Source organism: Yoonia sp. JB2-21 (genome assembly GCF_055693545.1).
The window spans coordinates 2,032,011-2,052,523 of the sequence record NZ_JBVFUC010000001.1; the positions used below are offsets into that span (position 1 = coordinate 2,032,011).

The following is a 20,513-nucleotide window of genomic DNA, read 5'->3' on the forward strand; positions in this document are numbered from 1 at the left end:
TCTTACTTCAGCTCTTTGGCGATGCGAGCGGCACAACATTCTGTTCCGGCTCCGGCGCCAGTTCTTCAAAATCAAAGTTATCCAACCGGTCTGCCCGTTTGCCCGCGCGCGTTGCCGCCGTCAGCACGCCTGATACATCTTCACCCGCCTGCCGCAGATGTGTTTCCAGCTTGCCGGCCTTTTCGCCGATAATCTCGACATCGCGGTGCAGCATGCGCAGCGCTTTGCGGATTTCACCCGTCTGTTCCCGCATCCGCGCGTCTTTCAGGATTGCACGCATGGTGTTCAGCGTGGCCATGCAGGTGGTGGGCGATACGATCCAGACGCGTGCGTCAAAGCCAGCGCGTACCACATCAGGCAGACGCGCATGCAGTTCCGCATAGACCGCCTCGGACGGCAGGAACATGATTGCACCGTCGGCGGTTTCGCCTTCGATGATGTATTTCTCTGAAATGTCTTTGATGTGTTTGCGGACGTTGTTGCCAAGGTCGCGCAGGGCAATCTTTTGCAGTTCAGGCGTGTCGGCGGCGGCATAGGCCTCATAGGCCTCAAAAGGAAATTTGGCGTCGATCACGATAGGCCCGGGGGGTTGGGCAAATGGACCAGACAATCGGCACGCTTACCGTTCGACAGCGTATATTGCAGCGCATAGCTGTCGGTTGGCAGGGCTTTGGAGACGATATCGTTTAGCTGGATTTCGCCAAACATGCCCCGCCGTTGCTTGTTGGACAGGATATCCTGCAAGGACAGAACATCACCGGACAGTTTTTCGATATTCGTCTGCGCCTTGTCGATGGTCGCGAGCCGTTCCTGCAACTCAGTCAGACTTTTGGTTGTTTTTTCGGATGAGCCGGACAGCGTGTCTTTCATGCGCTCTTGCATTTCCGCCAAGGACCGTGCCGATTTGATCGCGTTATCGGCCAACCGTTCGGCCATTTGGGCCTGCACCTCGGCCAGTCGGGCTTCCATCGTCTGGACTACATGCACTTGCGCGTTTGCCTGCGCGTCGCTGACGATCTGGATGTTGCCCGCGAGTTGATGTTGGCCTTGGCCCAGTGACTGCATGTCTTGCGATAACCGCCCAACCTGCGTCGCCACCATTTGAACGGCCTCCGCAGATTTGCCAGCGCGGCGCACCGTCATCACCAGCAAGATCAGAAACAGCAGCGTGATGATGATTGCACTGATGACCCCCAAAACAAATGGATCGCTCAGATCGTAAACGGTTTCGCCAATCTGGATCATGTGCGGCCAAAAAGCCGTTCAATATCGGCCAGTTTGAGTTCGACGTAGGTGGGCCGCCCGTGGTTGCATTGGCCCGACAGTGGCGTCGCTTCCATTTCGCGCAAGAGGGCGTTCATTTCGTCGCCCTGCATCCGGCGACCCGAGCGGATCGACCCATGACAGGCCACGCGGCTGAGGATCGCTTCGATCCGCGCTTGCACCGACGCGCTATCGCCTTGGTCCGCCAATTCGTCCAAAATATCGCGGATCATGGCAGTGGCGTTGACTTCGCCCAAGATCGCGGGCGTTTCGCGCACGGCAACCGCTCCGCCGCCGAAAGGTTCAATCGTGAGCCCCAAGCGCGACAGATCATCTGCGATATCAAGCAGCTGCGCTGCTTCATTGTCAGACAGTTCAATAATCTCAGGGATCAGCAAGGCCTGCGCGGCAACCCCGTTCTCTGCCATCTGCGCCTTGAGTTTTTCGTAAACTAACCTTTCATGCGCGGCGTGCTGGTCGACAATCACGATCCCGGCTTCTGTCTGCGCGATGATGTAGTTTTCATGCACCTGCGCGCGGGCGGCACCCAATGGTAGGTCGTCTGGTTCATCCGGGACAACCGGTTCAATGCGGGCCGAGGGTGTTTCACCAAAGCCGGGCGCCTGTGCCTGAAATGTCATGGAACGTGCGCTGAAACTCGGGCGGTCCATTTGGTAGAGGCGAGGGGTGGTTGGTTCCGGTGTGATCGCTCCCAACGTGGCGTTGGCCACAGTTGTTGACGCGCGGTGCCCGGCGTCCGCCAATGCGTGCCGCAGACCGGAGACGATCAACCCGCGCACCGTCCCGGGATCGCGAAACCGAACTTCCGACTTGGCGGGATGCACGTTTACATCCACCAACGTGGGATCACAGTCGACAAACAGTGCCGCCACAGGGTGCCGGTCGCGTGACAGCACATCCATATACGCCGCGCGCAATGCGCCGAGCAGCATCTTGTCCCGTACTGGACGCCCATTCACGAAAAGATATTGTGCCACCGCAGCGCCGCGCGAATAGGTCGGCAAGGCGGCATAGCCTGTCAGGTGAAAGCCTTCGCGTTCGGTATCAATGCGCAACGCGTTTTCAGCAAAATCCTTACCCAACACCGTCCGCAGCCGCCCATGCAGTGCGTCAAACAGATCACCGGTTTCCGCATCAGCGCGAAACACTGTGCGGTTTTCCCCTTTGGAGGTATCGCGCAGGATAAATGTCACGAACGGTTCGGCCATTGCCAGTCGCTTGACAACATCGCTGACCGCTTGCGCTTCGGCGCGGTCGGTGCGTAGGAACTTCAGCCGTGCCGGTGTCGCATAAAACATGTCGCGCAACTCGATCACTGTACCTGCCGATAGTGCTGCGGGTTTCACGCCGTCTGCTTGCCCACCCGCAACTGCAATCATCGCCGCATCTGCACCGCGGGCGCGGGATGTGATTGTCAAACGACCCGTCGCCCCCAGCGATGGTAGGGCTTCACCCCGAAAGCCGAAGGAGCGAATGTTCAGCAGGTCCGAGCCATCAATCTTTGAGGTTGCATGCCGCGACATCGCCATCGGCAAGTCCGCTGGTAACATTCCGCAGCCATCATCCGTCACCCGGATCAGTGTCTTGCCACCATCGGCAATCACGACTTCAATCCGGGATGCACCCGCATCAATACTGTTTTCAACCAGTTCTTTCACCGCAGAGGCAGGGCGTTCCAGCACCTCACCCGCTGCAATCCGGTTGATTGCGGCATCGTCCAGCTGCCGGATCACCGGGCGGGGCTGTATTTGGGGGTCTGCGATAACCATGCCACAAGTTGTAGCATGGCTTGCGTCGATTCTGCGAGGGGGAAAACCGGCCTTTGGTCTGCCTGCGTGCGGCCTATTGCGTGCTTTCCAGCCCTTCGGGTTTGCCCACGACGACAAAGTGCAGATCATCCGGCTGTAGCAACTCAGCGGCCACCCGGTTCACATCCTCAAGCGTGACTTCGTTCACAAATGCGTTGCGGTTCACAACATAGTTTGGTGACAAACCGATCATCTGCATCCCCACCATGATCTTGGCGATCTCGGCGTTGCCGTCAAAGCGCAGTGGGTATTCACCAGTCAAATATGTCTTGGCTACCTCAAGTTCCTCCGCCGTCAGTCCGCTCTCGGCCATGCGGGCCCATTCGTTACGGGTGACTTCAATCGCCTCTGCAATTGTCCCATTGGAGGAGGCGACGGATCCCAACATCATCTCAGCATGGAACTTTGGCACAAGAAAGGACCTGATGCCGTAGGTCAGTCCGCGTTTTTCGCGCACTTCTGTCATTAACCGAGATTCAAAGCCGCCTGCACCCAACACATGGTTCAGGATGAAGGCCGCAAAAAAATCGTCGTCTTCCCGTTTCAGTCCCTTATGGCCGAACAAGGCGACAGACTGCGGTGTGTCGTAGTCGATGACAGTCACACCGCCTGCCAAGCCAAAGTCGACGTCATCAGGCAATGCCGGTCCCTCCGCGGGCAAATCGCCCAGCAAATCATCCAACAGGGTGCCAATCGTTTCCGCGGTTGTATCACCGACAGCCGACACAAAGAGGCGGTCACGGGTCAGCGCGTTGCGATGTGCGTCAAACATATCTTGCTGGGTCAGTACACTGACGCTTTCGACGGTGCCATCAATGGCGGAACCATAGGGGTGATCTCCGAAGGCAGCCGTATCAAATGCAGCACCTGCGATGGAATTGGGATCCTTTGCGTCACTTGCGATCCCCGAGATGACTTGCGCGCGAACGCGGTCCAGTGCGGCCTGGTCAAACCGCGGATCAACAAGGGCCTGGCGCAACAAGGCGATCGCTTCTTCCTTGTTCTCCGTCAAAAATCGGGCCGAGATCGACAAGGTATCATCGCTCGCCCGAAAGCTGAAACTGGCGGCGAGGTTTTCAAGCTCTGTCTGGAATTCCTGCGCCGACATGTCGCCGGAACCCTCTTCCAACAAACCGGTCATCAGGTTTGTGGCACCACGTTTTTCGGGCAAATCAAGCGACGCGCCACCCCGAAAGCGGATTTCGAGTGCGACAAAGGGGATGGATGGTTCTTCAACAACCCAAGCGTTGATGCCACCGGGCGATGTGACTTGCTTAATGTCAATTTCTGCGTTTGCAGTAGTGGCAAAGACAGCGAGGCAAAGGGCGATGCATAGGCGAAACATTAGCGTGCCTCCTCTTGGTTGGCGACAACCCAGCCGGTCACAGACTGGTCCCGGTTAAAGACTTTTTCAGCAACGGCTTTGATGTCATTTGCGGTGACATTTTGCAGGACTTCGGGCCATTCCTGCACGTCGGCAATCGTCAGGCTTTGCGTCAAAGCGGCGCCGTAGCGTCGGGCCAAGCCTTGCGTGTCATCCAGCGCATATATCTCGGACGCGCGTAGTTGCGTGCGGATGCTGTCCAGACGCTCCGGGTCAATTTCACCCTCCATGAATGCGCCGATCACCTCGTCCATCGCGGTTTCCGCTTCTGAAAGGCTGACGCCCTCTGACGGAACAACGGCAAAAGAGAATGTCGCATCATCCAACCATGACCCGCTGTAGGAGGCATTGGTATACACAGCGATCTGGCTGTCGAATTGTAACGCCTGGCCCAATGCAGAGGTGAAAGGCGACCCACCCAACAACTCGGCCAGATAAACAAGCGCTGCGGCCTCCGTTTGTGCCCCTGGGTCGCGTTCGGGTGCGAGGTATGAACGGACGAGGTAGGGTTGGCTGACGCGTTGATCAACGTAAGTAATCCGACGCTCGGCCCGTTGTGGCGGTTCTTCTGGACGCTCGCGGACGGGCAGTTGGTCTTCTGCCGGAATAACGCCGTAGTAGGTTTCCGCCAGCGCCAAGACCTCATCAGGTTTCACATCACCTGCAACGACAAGGATGGCGTTATTGGGTGAATAATAGAGATCATAAAAGTCGAGCGCGTCTTGTAGATCAAGTTGCTCCATCTCGTGCTTCCAGCCGATGATGGGCACGCCGTAGCGGTGGTTTTGAAACAATGCTGCGCGGAATTGTTCGCGGGCCAGCGCATTGGGGCTGTTTTCCGTGCGCTGATTGCGCTCTTCCAAAATCACCTGACGCTCTGTTTCGATGTCCGCTTCGGTGATCCGCAGATTATTCATGCGGTTGCTTTCCATCTGCATCATCAGCTCTAGCCGGTCAGAGGCAACACGTTGAAAGTAGGCTGTATAATCATAGCTGGTAAAGGCGTTGTCGCTGCCGCCGTTGGCGGCGACCGTTGCGGAGAACTCGCCAGACTCCAAAACATCGGTTGCTTTGAACAGCAGATGCTCAAGGAAATGGGCGACACCTGAAGCCCCTACAGGTTCATCCGCAGACCCGACTTTGTACCACAGCATATGAACGACAACCGGAGCGCGGTTGTCTTCAATAACAACGACCTCCATCCCGTTGTCGAGCGTATAGGTCGTGACATCTGCGGCCTGTGCGGCAAATGCCGTCATCATCATGGCCATCGCGGCGAACAATCGTGTCATGGGCACCCTTCGTTGGTTGTTGCCAAGATACCTACGCCGCTTGGCGCGCGGATCAAGTGACCATACGCGGATGTGAGATGTGGTTATTGTTCCGGCGCTTCTTCGTCGTCCGAACAGACGCGGCGGAACAGTCCATTCGTCGCGCCGACTGTTGTGAACACGCAGTCGTCCCTGATCCCAAAGCGACGCAAAAAGCCCTCTGTGCCGCGGCGTTCACGTTCTTCAACCACCGCAACCGGCACCGTTGGCACATCCACACCTGCCGCTTGCAGGCGTTCAAGCTCTGCGGATGCATCCAATGCCTCGCGGCGGTAGGCCGGGAAATAGCGGTCACGCCCCAATGGGTTGAAAAAATTGGTCCGGCGCGCGCGCTCAAGCTTCGCTTCGTCTTCTGCTGACAGCGTGCTTCGGATCGCCGGGTCAACGCCGTTTCGACCAGAATGTGCTACCAGTGCCGCATCGCCAGCGGGGATGCCACCTGCAACCTGTGCGCCGGGTGATCCACCGAGCGCACGGATTGCATCGGCATTCGGTGTTGGATCAGTGCGGTTCGCACCGCCCGGTGTCGGATTCGGCAATGCGCGTGTTTCAGGGATGTCCAACGGTTGGAATGGAATGACTGCAAACTCATCGGGGCCACCGCCAGATGATCGCAGATCACGCAAAGGCCGGTCGGTGTTGCCACAGGCCGTCACTACGATCAGGGCCAAAACAGAAAATGAAAGCGCACGCATGAAGAAATCCCTCAGGGTCTGTAGGAAGTGTTTAGCCTAAGGTTGCGATAACGTCACGCTGCTTTCTTGTCGTCTTCTGCAAGAAAGGCCAGCCCGATTGCGCCCGCAAAAATGCAAATGTCGGCAACGTTGAATGCGTAAGGATTGTTGATGCCGCAGCACGACATATTCAGGAAATCAGCAACGGCACCGTAAAAGAAACGATCGATAACGTTGCCCATCGCCCCACCGATGAGCAGCCCACCGCACAGATAGACCCATTTGGTCCCGCCTGTCCGTTTCAGCCACCAAATGACGGCGGCCGTAATCACGAAGGCCAGCACGATCAGAACCCAGCGCATGTCGTAGTCAGCAAACCAGCCGAAATTGACGCCGCGGTTCCATGCCATGCGCAACACAAGAAACGGGGGGTACACCTCGACCGGTTGCGCGGATGGCAATTGATCCGAGGGCACAGTGACCTGTGCCCATGTCATGCCGAAGACGTTGAACAGCACGTGAAACTTGATCACCTGATCAAGCAGAAAAATCCAAAGTGCCGTAAAGAACATCAACCGCATCGCAAGTCTCCTAGTGCCGGAAATGGCGCATGCCAGTAAAGACCATTGCGATCCCGGCTTCGTCAGCCGCCGCAATCACTTCGTCATCACGCATGGACCCGCCCGGTTGAATGACGCATGTCGCCCCGGCAGCCGCGGCCTCCATCAATCCGTCAGCGAATGGAAAGAACGCGTCGGATGCCACTGCGGATCCTTTGGTCAGCGGTTCAGACAACCCCATCGCCTCCGCCATGCGCTCTGCCTTCTTGGCGGCGATTAGCGCGCTGTCGAGGCGCGACATCTGGCCTGCACCGACGCCAACGGTCGCTTTGTCTTTGACGTAAACAATCGCGTTGGATTTGACGTGCTTGGCGACTTTCCAAGCGAACAACAGATCAGACATCTGGTCGTCGGTTGGTGCAAGCTTGGTCACGACTTTCAGGTCATCCATGCCCACAAACCCGGTATCTTTGTCCTGCACCAGCATCCCACCGGCGACTTGACGATAGGTGGTGATCGGCGCTTTTACATCCGGCAGGCCCTCGGTGGTCAGCAAACGCAGGTTCTTTTTGGCGGCAAACACGGCCTTTGCCGCATCTGATGCGCCGGGGGCGATAACAACCTCGGTGAAAATCTCGACAATCGCTTTTGCGGTGTCCTCGTCCAGTGGCTGGTTCAGGGCAACGATACCGCCAAACGCACTCGTGCGGTCACAATCGAATGCATTCTGATAGGCCTCATGCAATGTGGCACCGCGCGCGACACCGCAAGGGTTGGCGTGTTTGATGATGGCAACAGCAGGGCCGTCGGCCGGATCAAATTCCGCGACCAGTTCAAAGGCAGCATCGGTGTCGTTGATGTTGTTGTAGGATAGTTCTTTGCCTTGATGGACAACAGCCGTCGCCACGCCGGGGCGCTCTGTGCCGTCGGTATAGAACGCTGCCGACTGATGGCTGTTTTCGCCATAGCGCATGGTTTGCTTGTAGGTGCCGGTAAAGGATCTGCGGCGCGGCGTCTGTGCGCCAATGGCACCGGCCATCCAATTGCTGACAGCCGTATCGTAGGCCGCGGTACGCGCATAGGCGGTTTGTGCAAGGCGCTGGCGCAAGGCGAGTGTTGTCTGCCCGTCATGTGCATCCAGCTCTGCCAGGAGCGCTTCGTAGTCCTCAACATCTGTCACGACATTGACGAAAGCGTGGTTTTTGGCAGCCGAACGTATCATCGCAGGACCGCCGATATCGATATTCTCAATGCAGGTATCAAAGTCGGCGCCTTTGGCGACGGTCTCTTCAAAGGGATAGAGGTTCACGACCAGCAGATCGATGGGTCCGATGTTATGCTCAACCATCGCGTCCCTGTGTGCTTCCAGATCGCGGCGGGCCAGCAGCCCCCCATGCACGACGGGGTGCAGGGTCTTTACCCGGCCATCCATCATCTCTGGAAACCCGGTGACATCGGCGACGTCGCGCACGTCAAGTCCCGCGTCGCGCAGGGCCTTGGCGGATCCGCCGGTCGACAGCAATTCTACGCCCCGTGCAGCCAGCGCGCGACCAAGGTCAATCAGCCCGGTTTTGTCAGATACGGAAAGCAGCGCGCGGCGCAGTGGTGAAAGGTCGGTCATCATTGGTCCCCAGAAGGCTATTCAACGGTGTCCAACGGGTCGGCTTGCTTGAGATCACGCACGGCAGTGGGCGTGTCGCTCGATTTGGCCAGCGACCAGCGGACACGCGTCGCATAGGCTATTGCGCGCCCGGATAAAACCACCTGTTGCGTGGGAACAGGCTTTAACTGCCCATTTTGCAAATAAACTGATGGGGCAAGGCTCAGATTGGCTGTGCCGTCGTGTTGAAACACCCAAACTTCGCCAGACTTTAGTGTCAGGACAACCGCGGTTGCATCTGTGGTCATCTCGGCTGCGACATCGGAATGCAGATGAAAGCGCACGACATAAGGGATACCGGCGATGGCGAGCGCTTTGGCGCAGGTCGCTTCATCCTCCGAATCCAATGTCGTCAAAAGGTCTTCGCCTTCCAGCGTCCGACCATCAACCGACAGCAACAGCATGCGCGCATGGGTCAAGCCGTGTGAGGGTTGGTAGCCGTTATGCGAAAGCTCAATTTCCCGACCGGTACTGGTCGCGTTCAGATTGCATTGCACTTGGGTTGGGACGTCGGTCAGCAGCTCTGTTTTGCCAAGCGTCCGTTTGGGTGGCGCAAGATGAGACGACGACACCCCCTCGATCATCATGGTGGAATGGCTGGGCGTGGCACGGCTGGCACGTCGCCAGTCTTCGCCAAAGCGTGCGCCGGACCCGCAATTCACGATCAATGGCCGGCGTCCAGAGGTCAGTTCAAAACCCAGCGTGCTGGCATGGGCATCGGCGGACGCAAAGCCCGTTGGTGGGGCTGCGGCGTCAACGATCAATGTAGACCGACCAGCCGCCAGTCGCGCAAACCCCATATGCCGACCGGTTCCGGGGATGTTTTTCACACCCGATGCGGCAAATGCTGCCTCCAGTCGCCCATCAATACCGCGCCCTCCCCCGTGAAAGCGCGCAAGCCCGCCGTCCGCATGACGCAAGGCGCGCAGCGTGGGTACGATGCGCTGAATGGCGTCCCGAAGCTCTTGTCGCACTGGGCGGTCTGCATCTTCTAAAGATTTCACGGTCCAGTTTAGTAAACTCAGGATTTCCAACAGTTCTTGGGGATTGCGCGAAACGATTGCACCACTTGGATTAATTTCGGTCTGGCAATCCTGTGCCAAAGCGGCAAGCGCCGGAGGAATATACGCGGCCATGTCCTTGAGCGATACGCCTGCATAGATGGTGCCAGCCAGCGCTTCGAACCGCCGAATGCCCGGTGTGGTGACCTGCCACCTTCGCGATAGGAAAAGAACCTGCCGCGCGAGACTTTGGTGAAAATAATACGCGGTGTTTTTATCCTGCCCGCGCAGCAGGAACATCCCGTGATTGATCCAACGGATCAGACGCCGCCCGGTGACACCGGGGGTCCATCCGTCGCTACGGCCAGTGCCGTAACGGTCAATCCATTCAAAGACCCATGTCTGCGCGCAATTGCGTGCACCCTCGTCACCCAAAGCAGCAAGATCATCCAACCACGCGCAGCCGTGGATTTCATCAGCGACCGCGCGGTGGTTCTGTGCGATGTCCCATATCGACCGCTCCTTGTCCTCGATCAGCAAGCCTGAAAACAGGAAGGTTCCCGTGGTGAGTTGCTGACCCCGTTCAACAATGCCAATTGTCCGCGGTTCGGGCGCTCTGACAAAGGCTGTTGTTACTTTGGTACGCGCGGCGCGGCGCGCATGAAACCTGTGCATGAGCCGCAATCGTCGCTGTTGCCATGTGGTCGTGCGTGACAATTCCTGCAGCCTCGATTTGCACGGTTTGGGATGTCTTTCCCGGACCATAGAAAAAGGATGACCTCAAGTCACGCGGGCTTTCTGAAAACCGCCATATAGAATCCGTCCATGCCGCCCCGATCAGCCCAGTAATCTGGTCGCAGGCGCAAGCCGCCCTCTGACGTCACCCAGGTGGGGTCAATTCCGGGCCTATTCAGTGCTTCTTTGTCGGTTGTCAGCCCCGAGTGACGCAGCAGCGCCTCTTCCGCCTGAACCTCACCTTCATCTGGCAACAGCGAGCATGTGCAAAACACCAGCCGTCCGCCGGGGTTCAAGAGTGACAGAGCATGGTCAATCATCGTTTCCTGCTGTGCGATCAAAGCACCAAATTCGGACCCATCCTTTGCATATGGCAAATCCGGGTGCCGTCGGATGGTTCCTGTTGCAGAGCAAGGGGCGTCCAGTAAGACAGCATCGAACCCGCCTTTGGTGAATGCAAAGGCGTCTTGTGCGACGCATCGTGCTTTCAGGCCCACGCGGGTCAGGTTTTCGCTGACCCGCTCCATACGTTTTTCAGAAATGTCGACGGCGGTGACCTCAGCGCCAGATGCGGCAAGCTGCATTGCTTTGCCACCGGGTGCCGCGCATAAATCAAGAACCCTGAGGCCTTTGACATCGCCCAGCAATTTCACAGGGATCGCAGCAGCGGCATCTTGCACCCACCAGTCGCCATTGGCGTAGCCCGGTAAAGCGGAAACCTGGCCAACATTGCCCAGTCGCACCGAACCGGTTGGTAAAACGTACCCGCCGAGCGTGTCGGCGATTGCGGTCGCATCACCCTTCACGGATAAATCCAACGGCGCGCCTGCGAAATGTGCGGCTTCCATCGCTGTCGCCGCATCACGCCCCCATGCCGCGACCAACGGCTGACGCAACCATCCCGGGGTCAGAGGTATGGCGCGTTTTGTCCAGCCAGCCGGACCCTCATCAGCGATCTTGCGCAGTACAGCGTTCGTTAGCCCCTTCATGGCTTGGGTTCTTTTGTTGCGGGCAACGATTTCGACATAGGCATTCACCACGCCATGTGCGGCCTCGCCGCTACAAAGCTCGATGACCCCCAAACGCAATGCATTCATAACATGTTCAGGTGGCATTTTCTTAAGGTAGGGCTTTAGCATCCGGTCGGCGCGATCCAACCCGCGCAACGCTTCGGTCGCAAGGCGCTGTGCCCGGGCGCGATCCTCGGTTTCCAGACGTGACAATGCGCCACCAGCGATCAGTTCCGCCATCAAACGGCCTTCGCCCGTGATCTGCATCAGCAGATAATGGGCGGTGCGTCGGGCAGGCAAACCTGTTTGGTTCATGGATATCTCACTTGAAGCGGTGTGCGCGCGGCGTATATCAAACCTATGTTGCCGACAAGGAGGGTGCCGCCCATGACCGATCAGCCCAAAGATCTGCCGCCAGCCGCCCAACGTGCATTGGCGGAGGCAGAGGAACGACGCAAGGCCGCAACGGGCAAAGTCCTGCCAACCGAGCTGGGCGGTCGTGATGGACCAGAGCCTGTGCGGTATGGCGATTGGGAAAAGAAAGGCCTCGCAATCGATTTTTGATCGGTACAGGACACCTAAAGTTATCCACTGATTTTGCTTTGCCAACGCTGTTGCTTGGCCGTTTCACGGTGTAGGTTGCGGGTGCTGCTCGAAAGGAATCAGGTTTGCTCGTCCAAAGATGTGTTGCCGTTATCGCGTGTTTCGCCCTCGCCAATTGTGGTCTGCCGCGTGGTGCTGGATTTCAATCAGAGGTGCTGGCCGCATCCAATGCCAACACGGCAGCCGAAGGCGAAGAACCTGTTTACGACTTTGCCGTTTACGAAGTGAACCGCGACACGCTGCCGGTTTTGCAGGGTTGGCCTGTTACGGGTGACACCACGTTGCCTTGGATTGTCGCTCAGGAACAACCAGAGTCGCTGTTGATCGCTACAGGTGACGCCGTTCAGCTGACGATTTGGGATGCCGAAGAGAATTCGATCTTTGGCTCTGCTGGTGTGACGCCGCTGCAACCTGCGTCAGTCAGCTCTGACGGAAAGATATTCGTCCCGTACATCGGGGATCTGCGCATTTCGGGAATGTCGCCGACAACAGCGCGGGCACGGATTGAAGAAGAACTCATTCGCACCGTGCCCTCTGCACAGGTGCAACTGACGGTCGAGCCGGGACGGTCAAACACAGCAAACCTCGCCGCTGGCGTCTCGGCGCCGGGGCTTTATCCCTTGCCGGACCGCAACTTCAAAATTCTCGATCTGTTTTCACAAGCGGGTGGGCCCAGTGCCGAGTTCAATTCGCCGCAGGTGCGTTTGGTGCGCGGCGGGAAAACCTATGGCATTCCGTTTGAGCGTTTGCTGCGCGAACCCCGTTTCAACATCGCCATGCGTGGCGGTGACCGTATTTACGTTGAAGACGACCCGCGTAAGCTGATCACCCTTGGTGCGACGGGCACGCAATCAATTGTCGATTTCCCAGAGATCGAGTTTTCCGCTCTCGAAGCGATGTCATTCATTGGCGGCGTCAACGCCGGGAGCGCAAACCCAGAAGGCATCTTGATCTTACGTGAATATGACAGCAGCGCGGTTTCCGACGGTATCTCGGGTCCGCCAAAGGAACGCGTCGTTTTTACCATTGATTTGACATCTGCGGATGGCTTGTTCTCTGCCGGCAATTTCATGCTGGAAGGTGATGATCTGATCTATGGGACCGAAAGTGCGCTTGGTCCCGCGCTCACGTTATTCAACCTTGGCAACAGCCTGATCGCCACCGCGAACGCGAACTGAGCTAGCCTTAGAACAGGTTGATGTCGTCGGCGAAGGCCGCGGGATCAATGATGCCATTGACGATCAGCACGTTCCCGTCGCCAAAGTCGATCGTGGCTTGGCCATCTGCGATCGTTCCGTAAATGAACAAGACATCTGCGGCGGACGTCAGCCCGGTCCAAAGGCTCGGATCAAGCGTGATTTGATCAATGCCTTGTTCGAAATCATCAATCAGGTCAGCGCCACTATTGAAAATGAAGGTGTCCGCACCGCTGCCACCTGACAAAACGTCGTCTCCGGCGCTGCCATCTATGACATCGGCGCCATTACCGCCGCTTATCCGGTCCTGCCCATTGCCGCCGCTGATCGTGTCAGCACCATCACCACCCAAGAGAGTGTCTGCACCATCGCCGCCATATAGCATATCATCCCCAGCGCGCCCCAAGATCGTATCATCACCGCCCAGACCTTGCACCAGATCCGCCCCACCACCTGCGAGGATAAGGTCGAAACCGTCACCTCCGACCAAAATCTCGGCGGCGGCACCGCCATCAATGACGAGGCCGCCTGATATCGTCGACCCATTGCCGTTCATCGCATCACGCAATTGGTCAATGTTGCCCGCTTTGATCATCTGCCAGGGGGTCAGAATATTATTCGCCTCGCCCTGATCTGCCGGTGGGTCTTGTGGCGGTCCGTTCAGTGGCGGTGTGGGTGTCTGCGGACCTGGATAGCCGGGTGTGATGCTGGTGGGCAGGCGCGACGCACCAATCAGATCGTCGGTTGTCAAAAGCCGATAGTCGATGGGATTGCCATCGGCACTTTGAACATTCAGAACTTCTTGTCCGTAAGTGATTTGCATGCCGTCATCTTGGATGGTGATAAACAGTTGGCTGATGTCGCGCAGCAAGGGCCAAAGCGACAGATCGATCATGTCTTCGCCAAGCGTGAAATCCATAATCGTATCCGCTTCGCCGTCAGCCGAGAGGATGAAAAGATCTGCGCCAGCACCACCCGCCATGAAATCACCTCCGATACCATCGCGCAGTATGTCATTGCCAAGGTCGCCATTGATCATGTCATCGCCATCGTAACCTTGCAGGATATCGTCACCTGCGGTGCCGTTCAGCAGACCGCCTTGTGGTGTTGCGGTCTGTGTGACCCCCTCTGGCCCGGTCTCAAAGCGCAGTTGCGTGATCCCAGTTTCGCTGGTACTTGCCACAAAAATATCAAGCCCACCGGCGCGCTGTAACGCCGCCAAAGCGCTGACATTGTCCAATCCGAAATCATCGGTGTCTTCAATTGTGGCCCGATGCACCAAAAGGCCACCTTCCAATAAGACGAAGACGGATATGCCATCGTCTGCACCGCCCGCGATGACGTAGGTCTTGCCAGCGGCTGCGATGACCTCAAGCGACGTGACACCACCAAACCGGGTATCGCGTTCATCGAGGATGTGATCGCGCACAATCATGCTGCCATCTGCCGCGATTTCAATCACGCTTAGGCTGCTGGTCCCGGCAGAGGCCAGAACCGCAAATGTACTCTCGCCAACATTTGCGATCTCCAACGCCGTTGGCGCGCTGATCCAGAGGCTATCATCAGCGCTGATACTTTGCTCTGCAATGACGTCGCCTGCGTTATCAATCGCATGGGATGTGATCCCGTTGTATTGGCCGCTGGCCGAAACAACAAAGTCCTGACCACGGATTGTGATCGTAGCTGTCGCGGCGATCCGTGCCGTCGTCTGCGGGAGAATACCCTGCAACACCGCGTGGTCCAAAAGCAGGCCATCGTCATCAAAGATCAGACGTGCCAAGCCGGATTGTCCGGCCAAAGCACCAAAGACGGCCTGTCCACCATCCGCAAGACCTACGGTTGACGTATGCTGGAACCCGCCAAAGGCGGTTGGTAATGATGCGAGAGAAACCACCGACCCAAATGTTCCATCGGCACCAAGCGAAACGGTCTGTAGGGCGCCACCGTCCGCCCCGCCGATCAGAATGTTGGGTGTTCCGCCAAAGGTCAGTTCGGTCACGCTGCCAACGCCACCAGCAATCAGGCTCCCCGAGAACGCGAGGTTCCCTTCAATGGTCAGAATACCACTGTCGATTCCCCAATGCCGGAGAACCCCATCATACCGCGTGCTGCTATAAAGCTGCGCCACGCCATTGACCTCGATGATTTCGAGGTCAGTGATATGCGAAAAGTCACTGTCGCCGGAACCGGCGACGTAATCTGCAAAAGATAAAGAAGACATGTAAGGTCCCCCCGGAACCGATTGTCGACAAATTATCTTTTTGGGAATGAGCTTCGGGGTTGGCCTGGCCGTGACCCAATTGGGGCACAAGCATGGAGCTTGGTCAGGAATTTTTTCAAAAAAGAGGGGTGTTTAAGGTTTCCGAGTCGTCAACCGTGTTAGTTCAAGATGGCTGGACTTTTGAAAAATTCCGCAAGTTTTTTCAATTTTGTGACAAAACGCACAGAGCGTAAGGAGCACTTAAGATATCCAGATCGCGGGGAAGTACTAGTGGTGACGGTTAACGATTTTCTTCATTGTGCCTTGGACTTTCGGGTCCAAGGCACTTTCACTTTTTGGGGGCGCCGTATCCATTCGGGTTCGCTGACTGCCACGCCCAAGTGCTCGCTGTCATATCATCCAGATCATGCGTGGCTTTCCAGCCCAGTTCGGCATTCGCACGGCTTGCATCGGCTTGCATTGCGGCAATGTCCCCGGCGCGTCGGGCGACCTGTTTGGTCATAATCGGCTTGCCGCAGGCCCGCTCAAACGCCGCGACCATATCGCGGACGCTATAGCTTTGGCCGGTGCCAATATTGAAATGACGCGCACCGGTCGCATTTTCGGCGTACCCGATTGCCGCCACGTGCGCGCGGGCCAAATCGACGACATGAATATAGTCGCGCAGACCGGTGCCATCGGGGGTGTCGTAATCATCGCCAAAAATCTGCAACGCATCACGTTTGCCTACAGCCACCTGAGCGATAAAGGGCATCAGATTGTTAGGGATATCCTTGGGGTCTTCGCCAATCTGGGTCGAGGGGTGCGCGCCAACGGGGTTGAAGTATCTCAACAAGACGGCCGTGTTGTCGGGGCGTGCCGCAATCCAGTCGGTCAAAATCTGCTCAGCCATCAGCTTAGAACGACCATAGACAGAGGTTGGGTTGGTTGGGTGCGCCTCGTCATAGGGCAGATAAACGGGCTCACCGTAAACTGTTGCCGATGATGAAAAGATAAGGCGCTTGCAATCTGCGCGCTCCATCGCATTCAGCAGGGTCAGCGTGCCGCCAACATTGACGTCATAATAATAGAGCGGTTTTTGCGTGCTTTCGCCAACGGCTTTGAGGCCGGCGAAGTGGATCACGGCCTCTGGTTGGAAGTCTAGCATCACCTCATCCAGCTTGGCCGCGTCCCGCACGTCGCCGACATAATCATGGACGATCCCGTTCGACAGGGCACGCACGCGGGTCATGACCTCTGGCGTGGCGTTGCTATAGTTGTCCAGAACGCAAACCTCATGGCCTTGCGCCATCAGCTCAAGCAAAGTGTGGCTGCCGATATACCCAGCGCCGCCCGTGACCAATACGCGCATGCGTTCCTCCAACAAGTGTTGCAGGCGTTCTATGCAGTCGGACGCGTAGGATCAACAGCGCGCTCAGGCACGCATATAGACGTCTTGATGGCGGATGATGTCATCCTCACCCAGATAGGCGCCCGTCTGGACCTCGATCAGAACCATCGGCAGCTTGCCGGGATTTTCCAGCCTGTGCCGCGTGCCCAGCGGGATGTAGATTGATTGGTTTTCCGTCACGAGATCAATCTTGTTGCCGACCGTCACGGACGCGGTGCCTTGCACAACGATCCAATGCTCGGATCTGTGGTGATGCGATTGCAGTGATAGGCTTGCACCAGGGTTCACAACAATGCGTTTGACCTGAAAGCGTTCGCCGATTGCAAGGCTCTCAAACCAGCCCCATGGGCGGTGATCTTTTGGAAAAACCTCAGCTTGTGCAGCGCCTTTTTCCTTCAGCGTTTGCACCGCGATCTTAACGTCCTGCGCGCGATCTTTGTGGCTGATCAACACCGCGTCAGGCATGGCAACGGCGACAATATCATGCAATCCAATGCCAACGATGCTTTGTCCGTCTACCTCTGAGCGTAGCAGCACATCTTTGCAATCAATCGCGGTCGCGTCGCCGGCAACCGCAATACCTTCTTCTTGGGTCTCGCGCCAGACGGCCGCCCAATCCCCAAGGTCGGACCACGCTCCACCATAGGGAACAACGCTCAGGTTGCTGGCCTTTTCCATAATGGCATAGTCGATCGAGGTCGCTTTGGTGTCCTCCCAAGGGGTCGATGCCAGCCGCAAGAAAGATAAATCCGTTATGCCGTTATCAAGTGCCGCTTTGACCCCGGCATGGATGTCCGGGGCATGATCGCGGTAAGCGGCGATGATGGCCTTCGCCGTGAACAGAAAAATGCCGGCATTCCACAGATAATTCCCGGCGCGCAGCATGTTTTGGGCCTGCGACACGTCCGGTTTTTCTACAAACTTTTTCAGGGCGACGGGTTGGTTTCCGGGGCCATAGGGCGTTGTCAGCTCCAGGTATCCATAACCCGTTTCGGCATGATCAGGCGTGATTCCGAAGGTGACCAATTGCCCGGCCCGTGCGGCTGGAAGGGCTGCATCGATACTTGCCCGAAAAGTGGCTTCATCCGGGATCAGATGATCAGAAGGCGCGACCAGAAGTAAGGCGTCAGGATCGCTTTCGGCGATCTGCAAGGCCGCCGCGATAACGGCGGGTGCGGTATCACGTCCAACCGGTTCAATCAAAACCGTATCGGGTTCGATCCCAGCGTCCTGAAGCTGTTGCAGAACGATAAAGCGGAACGGATCGCCGGTGACGATAACGGGGGATGTAAAGGCGTCCGTTCCGAGACGTTTGGCACAGGTCTGAAATAGGCTGTCACTCCCGATAAAGGATGAAAACTGCTTGGGATAGCTTTTGCGGGACAGTGGCCAGAGCCGTGTGCCTGATCCCCCACAAAGAATAACCGGTGTGATTCTGGGTGTCATCATGATGCGCGCAGGGCGCGCCCTGCCTCCTGCATGTGGCGATACCAAGCATATGTCCGCGCGAGGCCATCTTTGAGTGAAATCTGCGGATACCAGTCCAAGTTCTGCATGGCAGAGGTGTCGAGCAGCTTGCGTGGCGTCCCGTCAGGTTTTGTTGGGTCAGTCCGTGTTATGCCGCGAAACCCGGTAAGGTTTGCAATCAGCCGTGCCAGTTCGGAAATCGTGATACCCTTGCCGGTGCCCACATTCAGATGGCTTTGCATGGGGTGGGTCGCCGCAGCATAGCGCGTCTGATCCAGCCTGATCATGAATAGGACTGCATCGGCCAGATCATCCACATGCAGGAATTCGCGGCGCGGCGTGCCAGAGCCCCAAAGCGTCACTGTAGCTTGGCTGCTCTCTGCCGCTTCATGGTATCGCCGTAGCAGGCTTGGCAGGACATGCGCATGTTCGGGGTGAAAATTGTCGCCGGGGCCATAAAGGTTTGTCGGCATAAGCGACCGATAGTCCCGCCCGTACTGACGGTTGTAGCTTTCACAGAGCTTGATCGCAGCAATCTTGGCGATGGCGTAGGGTTCGTTTGTGGGTTCCAGCGGGCCGGTTAGCAGCGCGCTCTCAGGGATCGGCTGCGCGGTGTCGCGCGGATAGATGCAGGACGAACCGAGTTGTATCAATCGATCTACTCCTGCGGCATGTGCTTCGTGGATCAGATTGCTGGCAATCATCAGGTTGTCGTCAATAAAGTCGGCGGGCCTTGTGCTGTTGGCCATGATGCCGCCGACTTTGGCTGCGGCAACAATCACGAGATCGGGGCGTTTTGCCTGCATAAAGCCACGCACTGCGCGCTGATCTGTCAGATCGAGCGTGCTGCGTGGCGCGGTGATCACGTCAAAGCGGCGTTCCGCAATGAGCTTGCTTAAAATCGCGCTTCCCACCATGCCCCGATGGCCAGCCAGATAGATCCGCATGTCTAGACCTCCAATGCGATGGGTATTTCCATGTTGTGTTCTTTAAGCAGGGCATGGCGCTGGGCGATTTTCAGATCTTTAGAGACCATCTCGGCGCACATTTCTTGCGGGGTGACTTTCGGTGTCCAACCAAGGTTCTTGCGCGCCTTTGAGGCATCACCCAAAAGGGTTTCGACCTCTGCGGGACGAAAGTATCTTTGGTCAACGCGCATCACGACATCGCCGCATCGGACATGTGGCGCGCGGTTGGTATTGACCGCTGCAACTGTTGCAACCTCGTTCACGCCCTGACCGCTGAATTCAAGGGTCATGCCCAGCTCTGCCGCTGTCCAAGCGACGAAGTCGCGCACAGAATGCTGTGTCCCCGTCGCAATCACATAGTCCTCGGGCTGGTCCTGCTGCAACATCAGCCACTGCATTTGAACATAGTCCTTGGCATGGCCCCAATCACGCAAGGCGGCAACATTGCCAAGATACAGGCAGTCTTGCAGTCCAAGCGCGATATTTGACAGACCACGCGTGATCTTGCGGGTCACGAACGTTTCGCCCCGGCGTGGGCTTTCGTGATTGAAGAGAATGCCGTTGCAGGCATACATGCCATAGGCCTCACGGTAGTTCACACAGGTCCAATAGGCGTGAAGTTTTGCGACTGCATAAGGGCTGCGGGGGTGAAAGGGTGTATCTTCGGTTTGTGGGGTTTGCCGGACCTGACCGTAAAGCTCTGAGGTTGATGCCTGATAGAACCGCGTCTTCTTTTCAAGCTTGAGAAAACGAATGGCTTCCAGCAAGCGTAGGGTGCCAAGCGCATCGACGTTCGCCGTATACTCGGGCGTTTCAAAGCTGACGGCGACATGTGACTGGGCGCCAAGGTTATAAACTTCGTCAGGCTGCACCTGCGCGACAATGCGCGTCAGGTTCGAACTATCCGTCAGATCGCCGTGGTGCAGGAAAAAGCGGGCGTTGTCGGTTTGTGGATCCTGATAGATATGATCGACGCGCTCGGTATTGAGTGATGACGACCGGCGTTTGATGCCATGCACCTCGTACCCTTTTTCAAGCAGAAGTTCGGCAAGGTAGGATCCGTCTTGGCCGGTCACTCCGGTGATGAGGGCACGTTTTGTCATGGGTTTTCTTACGATTCGTAAAGCTTCGGTTAACCATTGGTGCCATTCAACGTCTTAAAGTTGTGTTAACTTACACACGGTGGTGTAAGGTTTTGTTGACAGGTTGTTCGAATACTGC

At 57.0% G+C, this 20,513-nt stretch carries 15 protein-coding genes and 1 pseudogene; 2 read left to right on the top strand and 14 right to left on the bottom strand.

Annotated features, from left to right (window positions below; translation table 11 throughout):
- Positions 1 to 7: 7 nt before the first annotated feature.
- The 9 genes and pseudogenes from ACZ1G5_RS10140 to ACZ1G5_RS10180 form a co-directional block, all read right to left on the bottom strand.
- Positions 8 to 1,245: pseudogene (locus ACZ1G5_RS10140) on the bottom strand (DNA recombination protein RmuC).
- Entirely contained in the window at positions 1,242 to 3,053 is a 1,812-nt protein-coding gene (gene mutL / locus ACZ1G5_RS10145) for a DNA mismatch repair endonuclease MutL (protein ID WP_472732720.1), read from the bottom strand. The pseudogene ACZ1G5_RS10140 and the gene mutL overlap by 4 nt, the downstream one beginning before the upstream one ends.
- A 73-nt stretch (positions 3,054 to 3,126) precedes the next feature.
- Positions 3,127 to 4,437, bottom strand: a complete 1,311-nt coding sequence (locus tag ACZ1G5_RS10150) for a M16 family metallopeptidase (protein ID WP_472732721.1) — start codon at positions 4,435 to 4,437, stop codon at positions 3,127 to 3,129.
- Positions 4,437 to 5,768, bottom strand: coding sequence for a M16 family metallopeptidase (locus tag ACZ1G5_RS10155; RefSeq protein WP_472732722.1), 1,332 nt, complete (start codon positions 5,766 to 5,768; stop codon positions 4,437 to 4,439). Before ACZ1G5_RS10155 ends, ACZ1G5_RS10150 begins: the two co-directional genes overlap by 1 nt.
- Before the next feature lie 83 nt (positions 5,769 to 5,851).
- Positions 5,852 to 6,502, bottom strand: a complete 651-nt coding sequence (locus tag ACZ1G5_RS10160; protein WP_472732723.1) for a DUF3035 domain-containing protein — start codon at positions 6,500 to 6,502, stop codon at positions 5,852 to 5,854.
- Positions 6,503 to 6,555: 53 nt separating this feature from the next.
- Entirely contained in the window at positions 6,556 to 7,062 is a 507-nt protein-coding gene (locus ACZ1G5_RS10165) for a signal peptidase II (RefSeq protein WP_472732724.1), read from the bottom strand.
- Between the two features lie 10 nt (positions 7,063 to 7,072).
- Entirely contained in the window at positions 7,073 to 8,662 is a 1,590-nt protein-coding gene (gene purH, locus ACZ1G5_RS10170) for a bifunctional phosphoribosylaminoimidazolecarboxamide formyltransferase/IMP cyclohydrolase (RefSeq protein ID WP_472732725.1), read from the bottom strand.
- Between the two features lie 17 nt (positions 8,663 to 8,679).
- The gene (locus ACZ1G5_RS10175; RefSeq protein ID WP_472732726.1) at positions 8,680 to 10,419 is read right to left on the bottom strand and encodes a heparinase II/III family protein; all 1,740 of its coding nucleotides are present in this window, start codon (positions 10,417 to 10,419) and stop codon (positions 8,680 to 8,682) included.
- Positions 10,420 to 10,487: 68 nt separating this feature from the next.
- The gene (locus ACZ1G5_RS10180) at positions 10,488 to 11,762 is read right to left on the bottom strand and encodes an RsmB/NOP family class I SAM-dependent RNA methyltransferase (RefSeq protein WP_472732727.1); all 1,275 of its coding nucleotides are present in this window, start codon (positions 11,760 to 11,762) and stop codon (positions 10,488 to 10,490) included.
- Positions 11,763 to 11,834: 72 nt separating this feature from the next.
- Here ACZ1G5_RS10180 and ACZ1G5_RS10185 point away from each other — a divergent pair, with 72 nt between their 5' ends.
- Together ACZ1G5_RS10185 and ACZ1G5_RS10190 are read left to right on the top strand one after the other, a co-directional pair.
- The gene (locus ACZ1G5_RS10185; RefSeq protein WP_472732728.1) at positions 11,835 to 12,011 is read left to right on the top strand and encodes a DUF1674 domain-containing protein; all 177 of its coding nucleotides are present in this window, start codon (positions 11,835 to 11,837) and stop codon (positions 12,009 to 12,011) included.
- A 104-nt stretch (positions 12,012 to 12,115) separates the two neighbouring features.
- The gene (locus tag ACZ1G5_RS10190) at positions 12,116 to 13,228 is read left to right on the top strand and encodes a polysaccharide biosynthesis/export family protein (protein WP_472732729.1); all 1,113 of its coding nucleotides are present in this window, start codon (positions 12,116 to 12,118) and stop codon (positions 13,226 to 13,228) included.
- Between the two features lie 7 nt (positions 13,229 to 13,235).
- On the opposite strand, the gene ACZ1G5_RS10195 is transcribed toward ACZ1G5_RS10190, so the two are convergent.
- From ACZ1G5_RS10195 to gmd, 5 genes are all read right to left on the bottom strand, one after another.
- Positions 13,236 to 15,467, bottom strand: coding sequence for a calcium-binding protein (locus ACZ1G5_RS10195; RefSeq protein WP_472732730.1), 2,232 nt, complete (start codon positions 15,465 to 15,467; stop codon positions 13,236 to 13,238).
- Positions 15,468 to 15,795: 328 nt separating this feature from the next.
- The gene (galE, locus tag ACZ1G5_RS10200) at positions 15,796 to 16,818 is read right to left on the bottom strand and encodes a UDP-glucose 4-epimerase GalE (protein ID WP_472732731.1); all 1,023 of its coding nucleotides are present in this window, start codon (positions 16,816 to 16,818) and stop codon (positions 15,796 to 15,798) included.
- Between the two features lie 63 nt (positions 16,819 to 16,881).
- Positions 16,882 to 18,306: a mannose-1-phosphate guanylyltransferase/mannose-6-phosphate isomerase gene (locus ACZ1G5_RS10205; protein WP_472732732.1), complete on the bottom strand. Its 1,425-nt coding sequence runs from the start codon at positions 18,304 to 18,306 to the stop codon at positions 16,882 to 16,884.
- Positions 18,303 to 19,271 carry a GDP-L-fucose synthase family protein gene (locus tag ACZ1G5_RS10210; RefSeq protein ID WP_472732733.1) on the bottom strand — a complete coding sequence of 323 codons (969 nt, stop codon included), beginning with the start codon at positions 19,269 to 19,271 and terminating at the stop codon, positions 18,303 to 18,305. Before ACZ1G5_RS10210 ends, ACZ1G5_RS10205 begins: the two co-directional genes overlap by 4 nt.
- Positions 19,272 to 19,273: 2 nt before the next feature.
- Positions 19,274 to 20,395 (bottom strand): GDP-mannose 4,6-dehydratase, encoded by a 1,122-nt coding sequence (gmd, locus tag ACZ1G5_RS10215; protein WP_472732734.1) that lies wholly within the window; start codon positions 20,393 to 20,395, stop codon positions 19,274 to 19,276.
- Positions 20,396 to 20,513 lie beyond the last annotated feature (118 nt).

Coding starts and splice junctions, on each gene's coding strand:
- galE (WP_472732731.1), bottom strand. CDS start 16,818: ATGCGCGTATTGGTCACGGGCGGCGCTGGGTATATCGGCAGCCACACT.
- gmd (WP_472732734.1), bottom strand. CDS start 20,395: ATGACAAAACGTGCCCTCATCACCGGAGTGACCGGCCAAGACGGATCC.
- ACZ1G5_RS10205 (WP_472732732.1), bottom strand. CDS start 18,306: ATGATGACACCCAGAATCACACCGGTTATTCTTTGTGGGGGATCAGGC.
- ACZ1G5_RS10185 (WP_472732728.1), top strand. CDS start 11,835: ATGACCGATCAGCCCAAAGATCTGCCGCCAGCCGCCCAACGTGCATTG.
- ACZ1G5_RS10210 (WP_472732733.1), bottom strand. CDS start 19,271: ATGCGGATCTATCTGGCTGGCCATCGGGGCATGGTGGGAAGCGCGATT.
- mutL (WP_472732720.1), bottom strand. CDS start 3,053: ATGGTTATCGCAGACCCCCAAATACAGCCCCGCCCGGTGATCCGGCAG.
- ACZ1G5_RS10150 (WP_472732721.1), bottom strand. CDS start 4,437: ATGTTTCGCCTATGCATCGCCCTTTGCCTCGCTGTCTTTGCCACTACT.
- purH (WP_472732725.1), bottom strand. CDS start 8,662: ATGACCGACCTTTCACCACTGCGCCGCGCGCTGCTTTCCGTATCTGAC.
- ACZ1G5_RS10160 (WP_472732723.1), bottom strand. CDS start 6,502: ATGCGTGCGCTTTCATTTTCTGTTTTGGCCCTGATCGTAGTGACGGCC.
- ACZ1G5_RS10195 (WP_472732730.1), bottom strand. CDS start 15,467: ATGTCTTCTTTATCTTTTGCAGATTACGTCGCCGGTTCCGGCGACAGT.
- ACZ1G5_RS10155 (WP_472732722.1), bottom strand. CDS start 5,768: ATGACACGATTGTTCGCCGCGATGGCCATGATGATGACGGCATTTGCC.
- ACZ1G5_RS10180 (WP_472732727.1), bottom strand. CDS start 11,762: ATGAACCAAACAGGTTTGCCTGCCCGACGCACCGCCCATTATCTGCTG.
- ACZ1G5_RS10165 (WP_472732724.1), bottom strand. CDS start 7,062: ATGCGGTTGATGTTCTTTACGGCACTTTGGATTTTTCTGCTTGATCAG.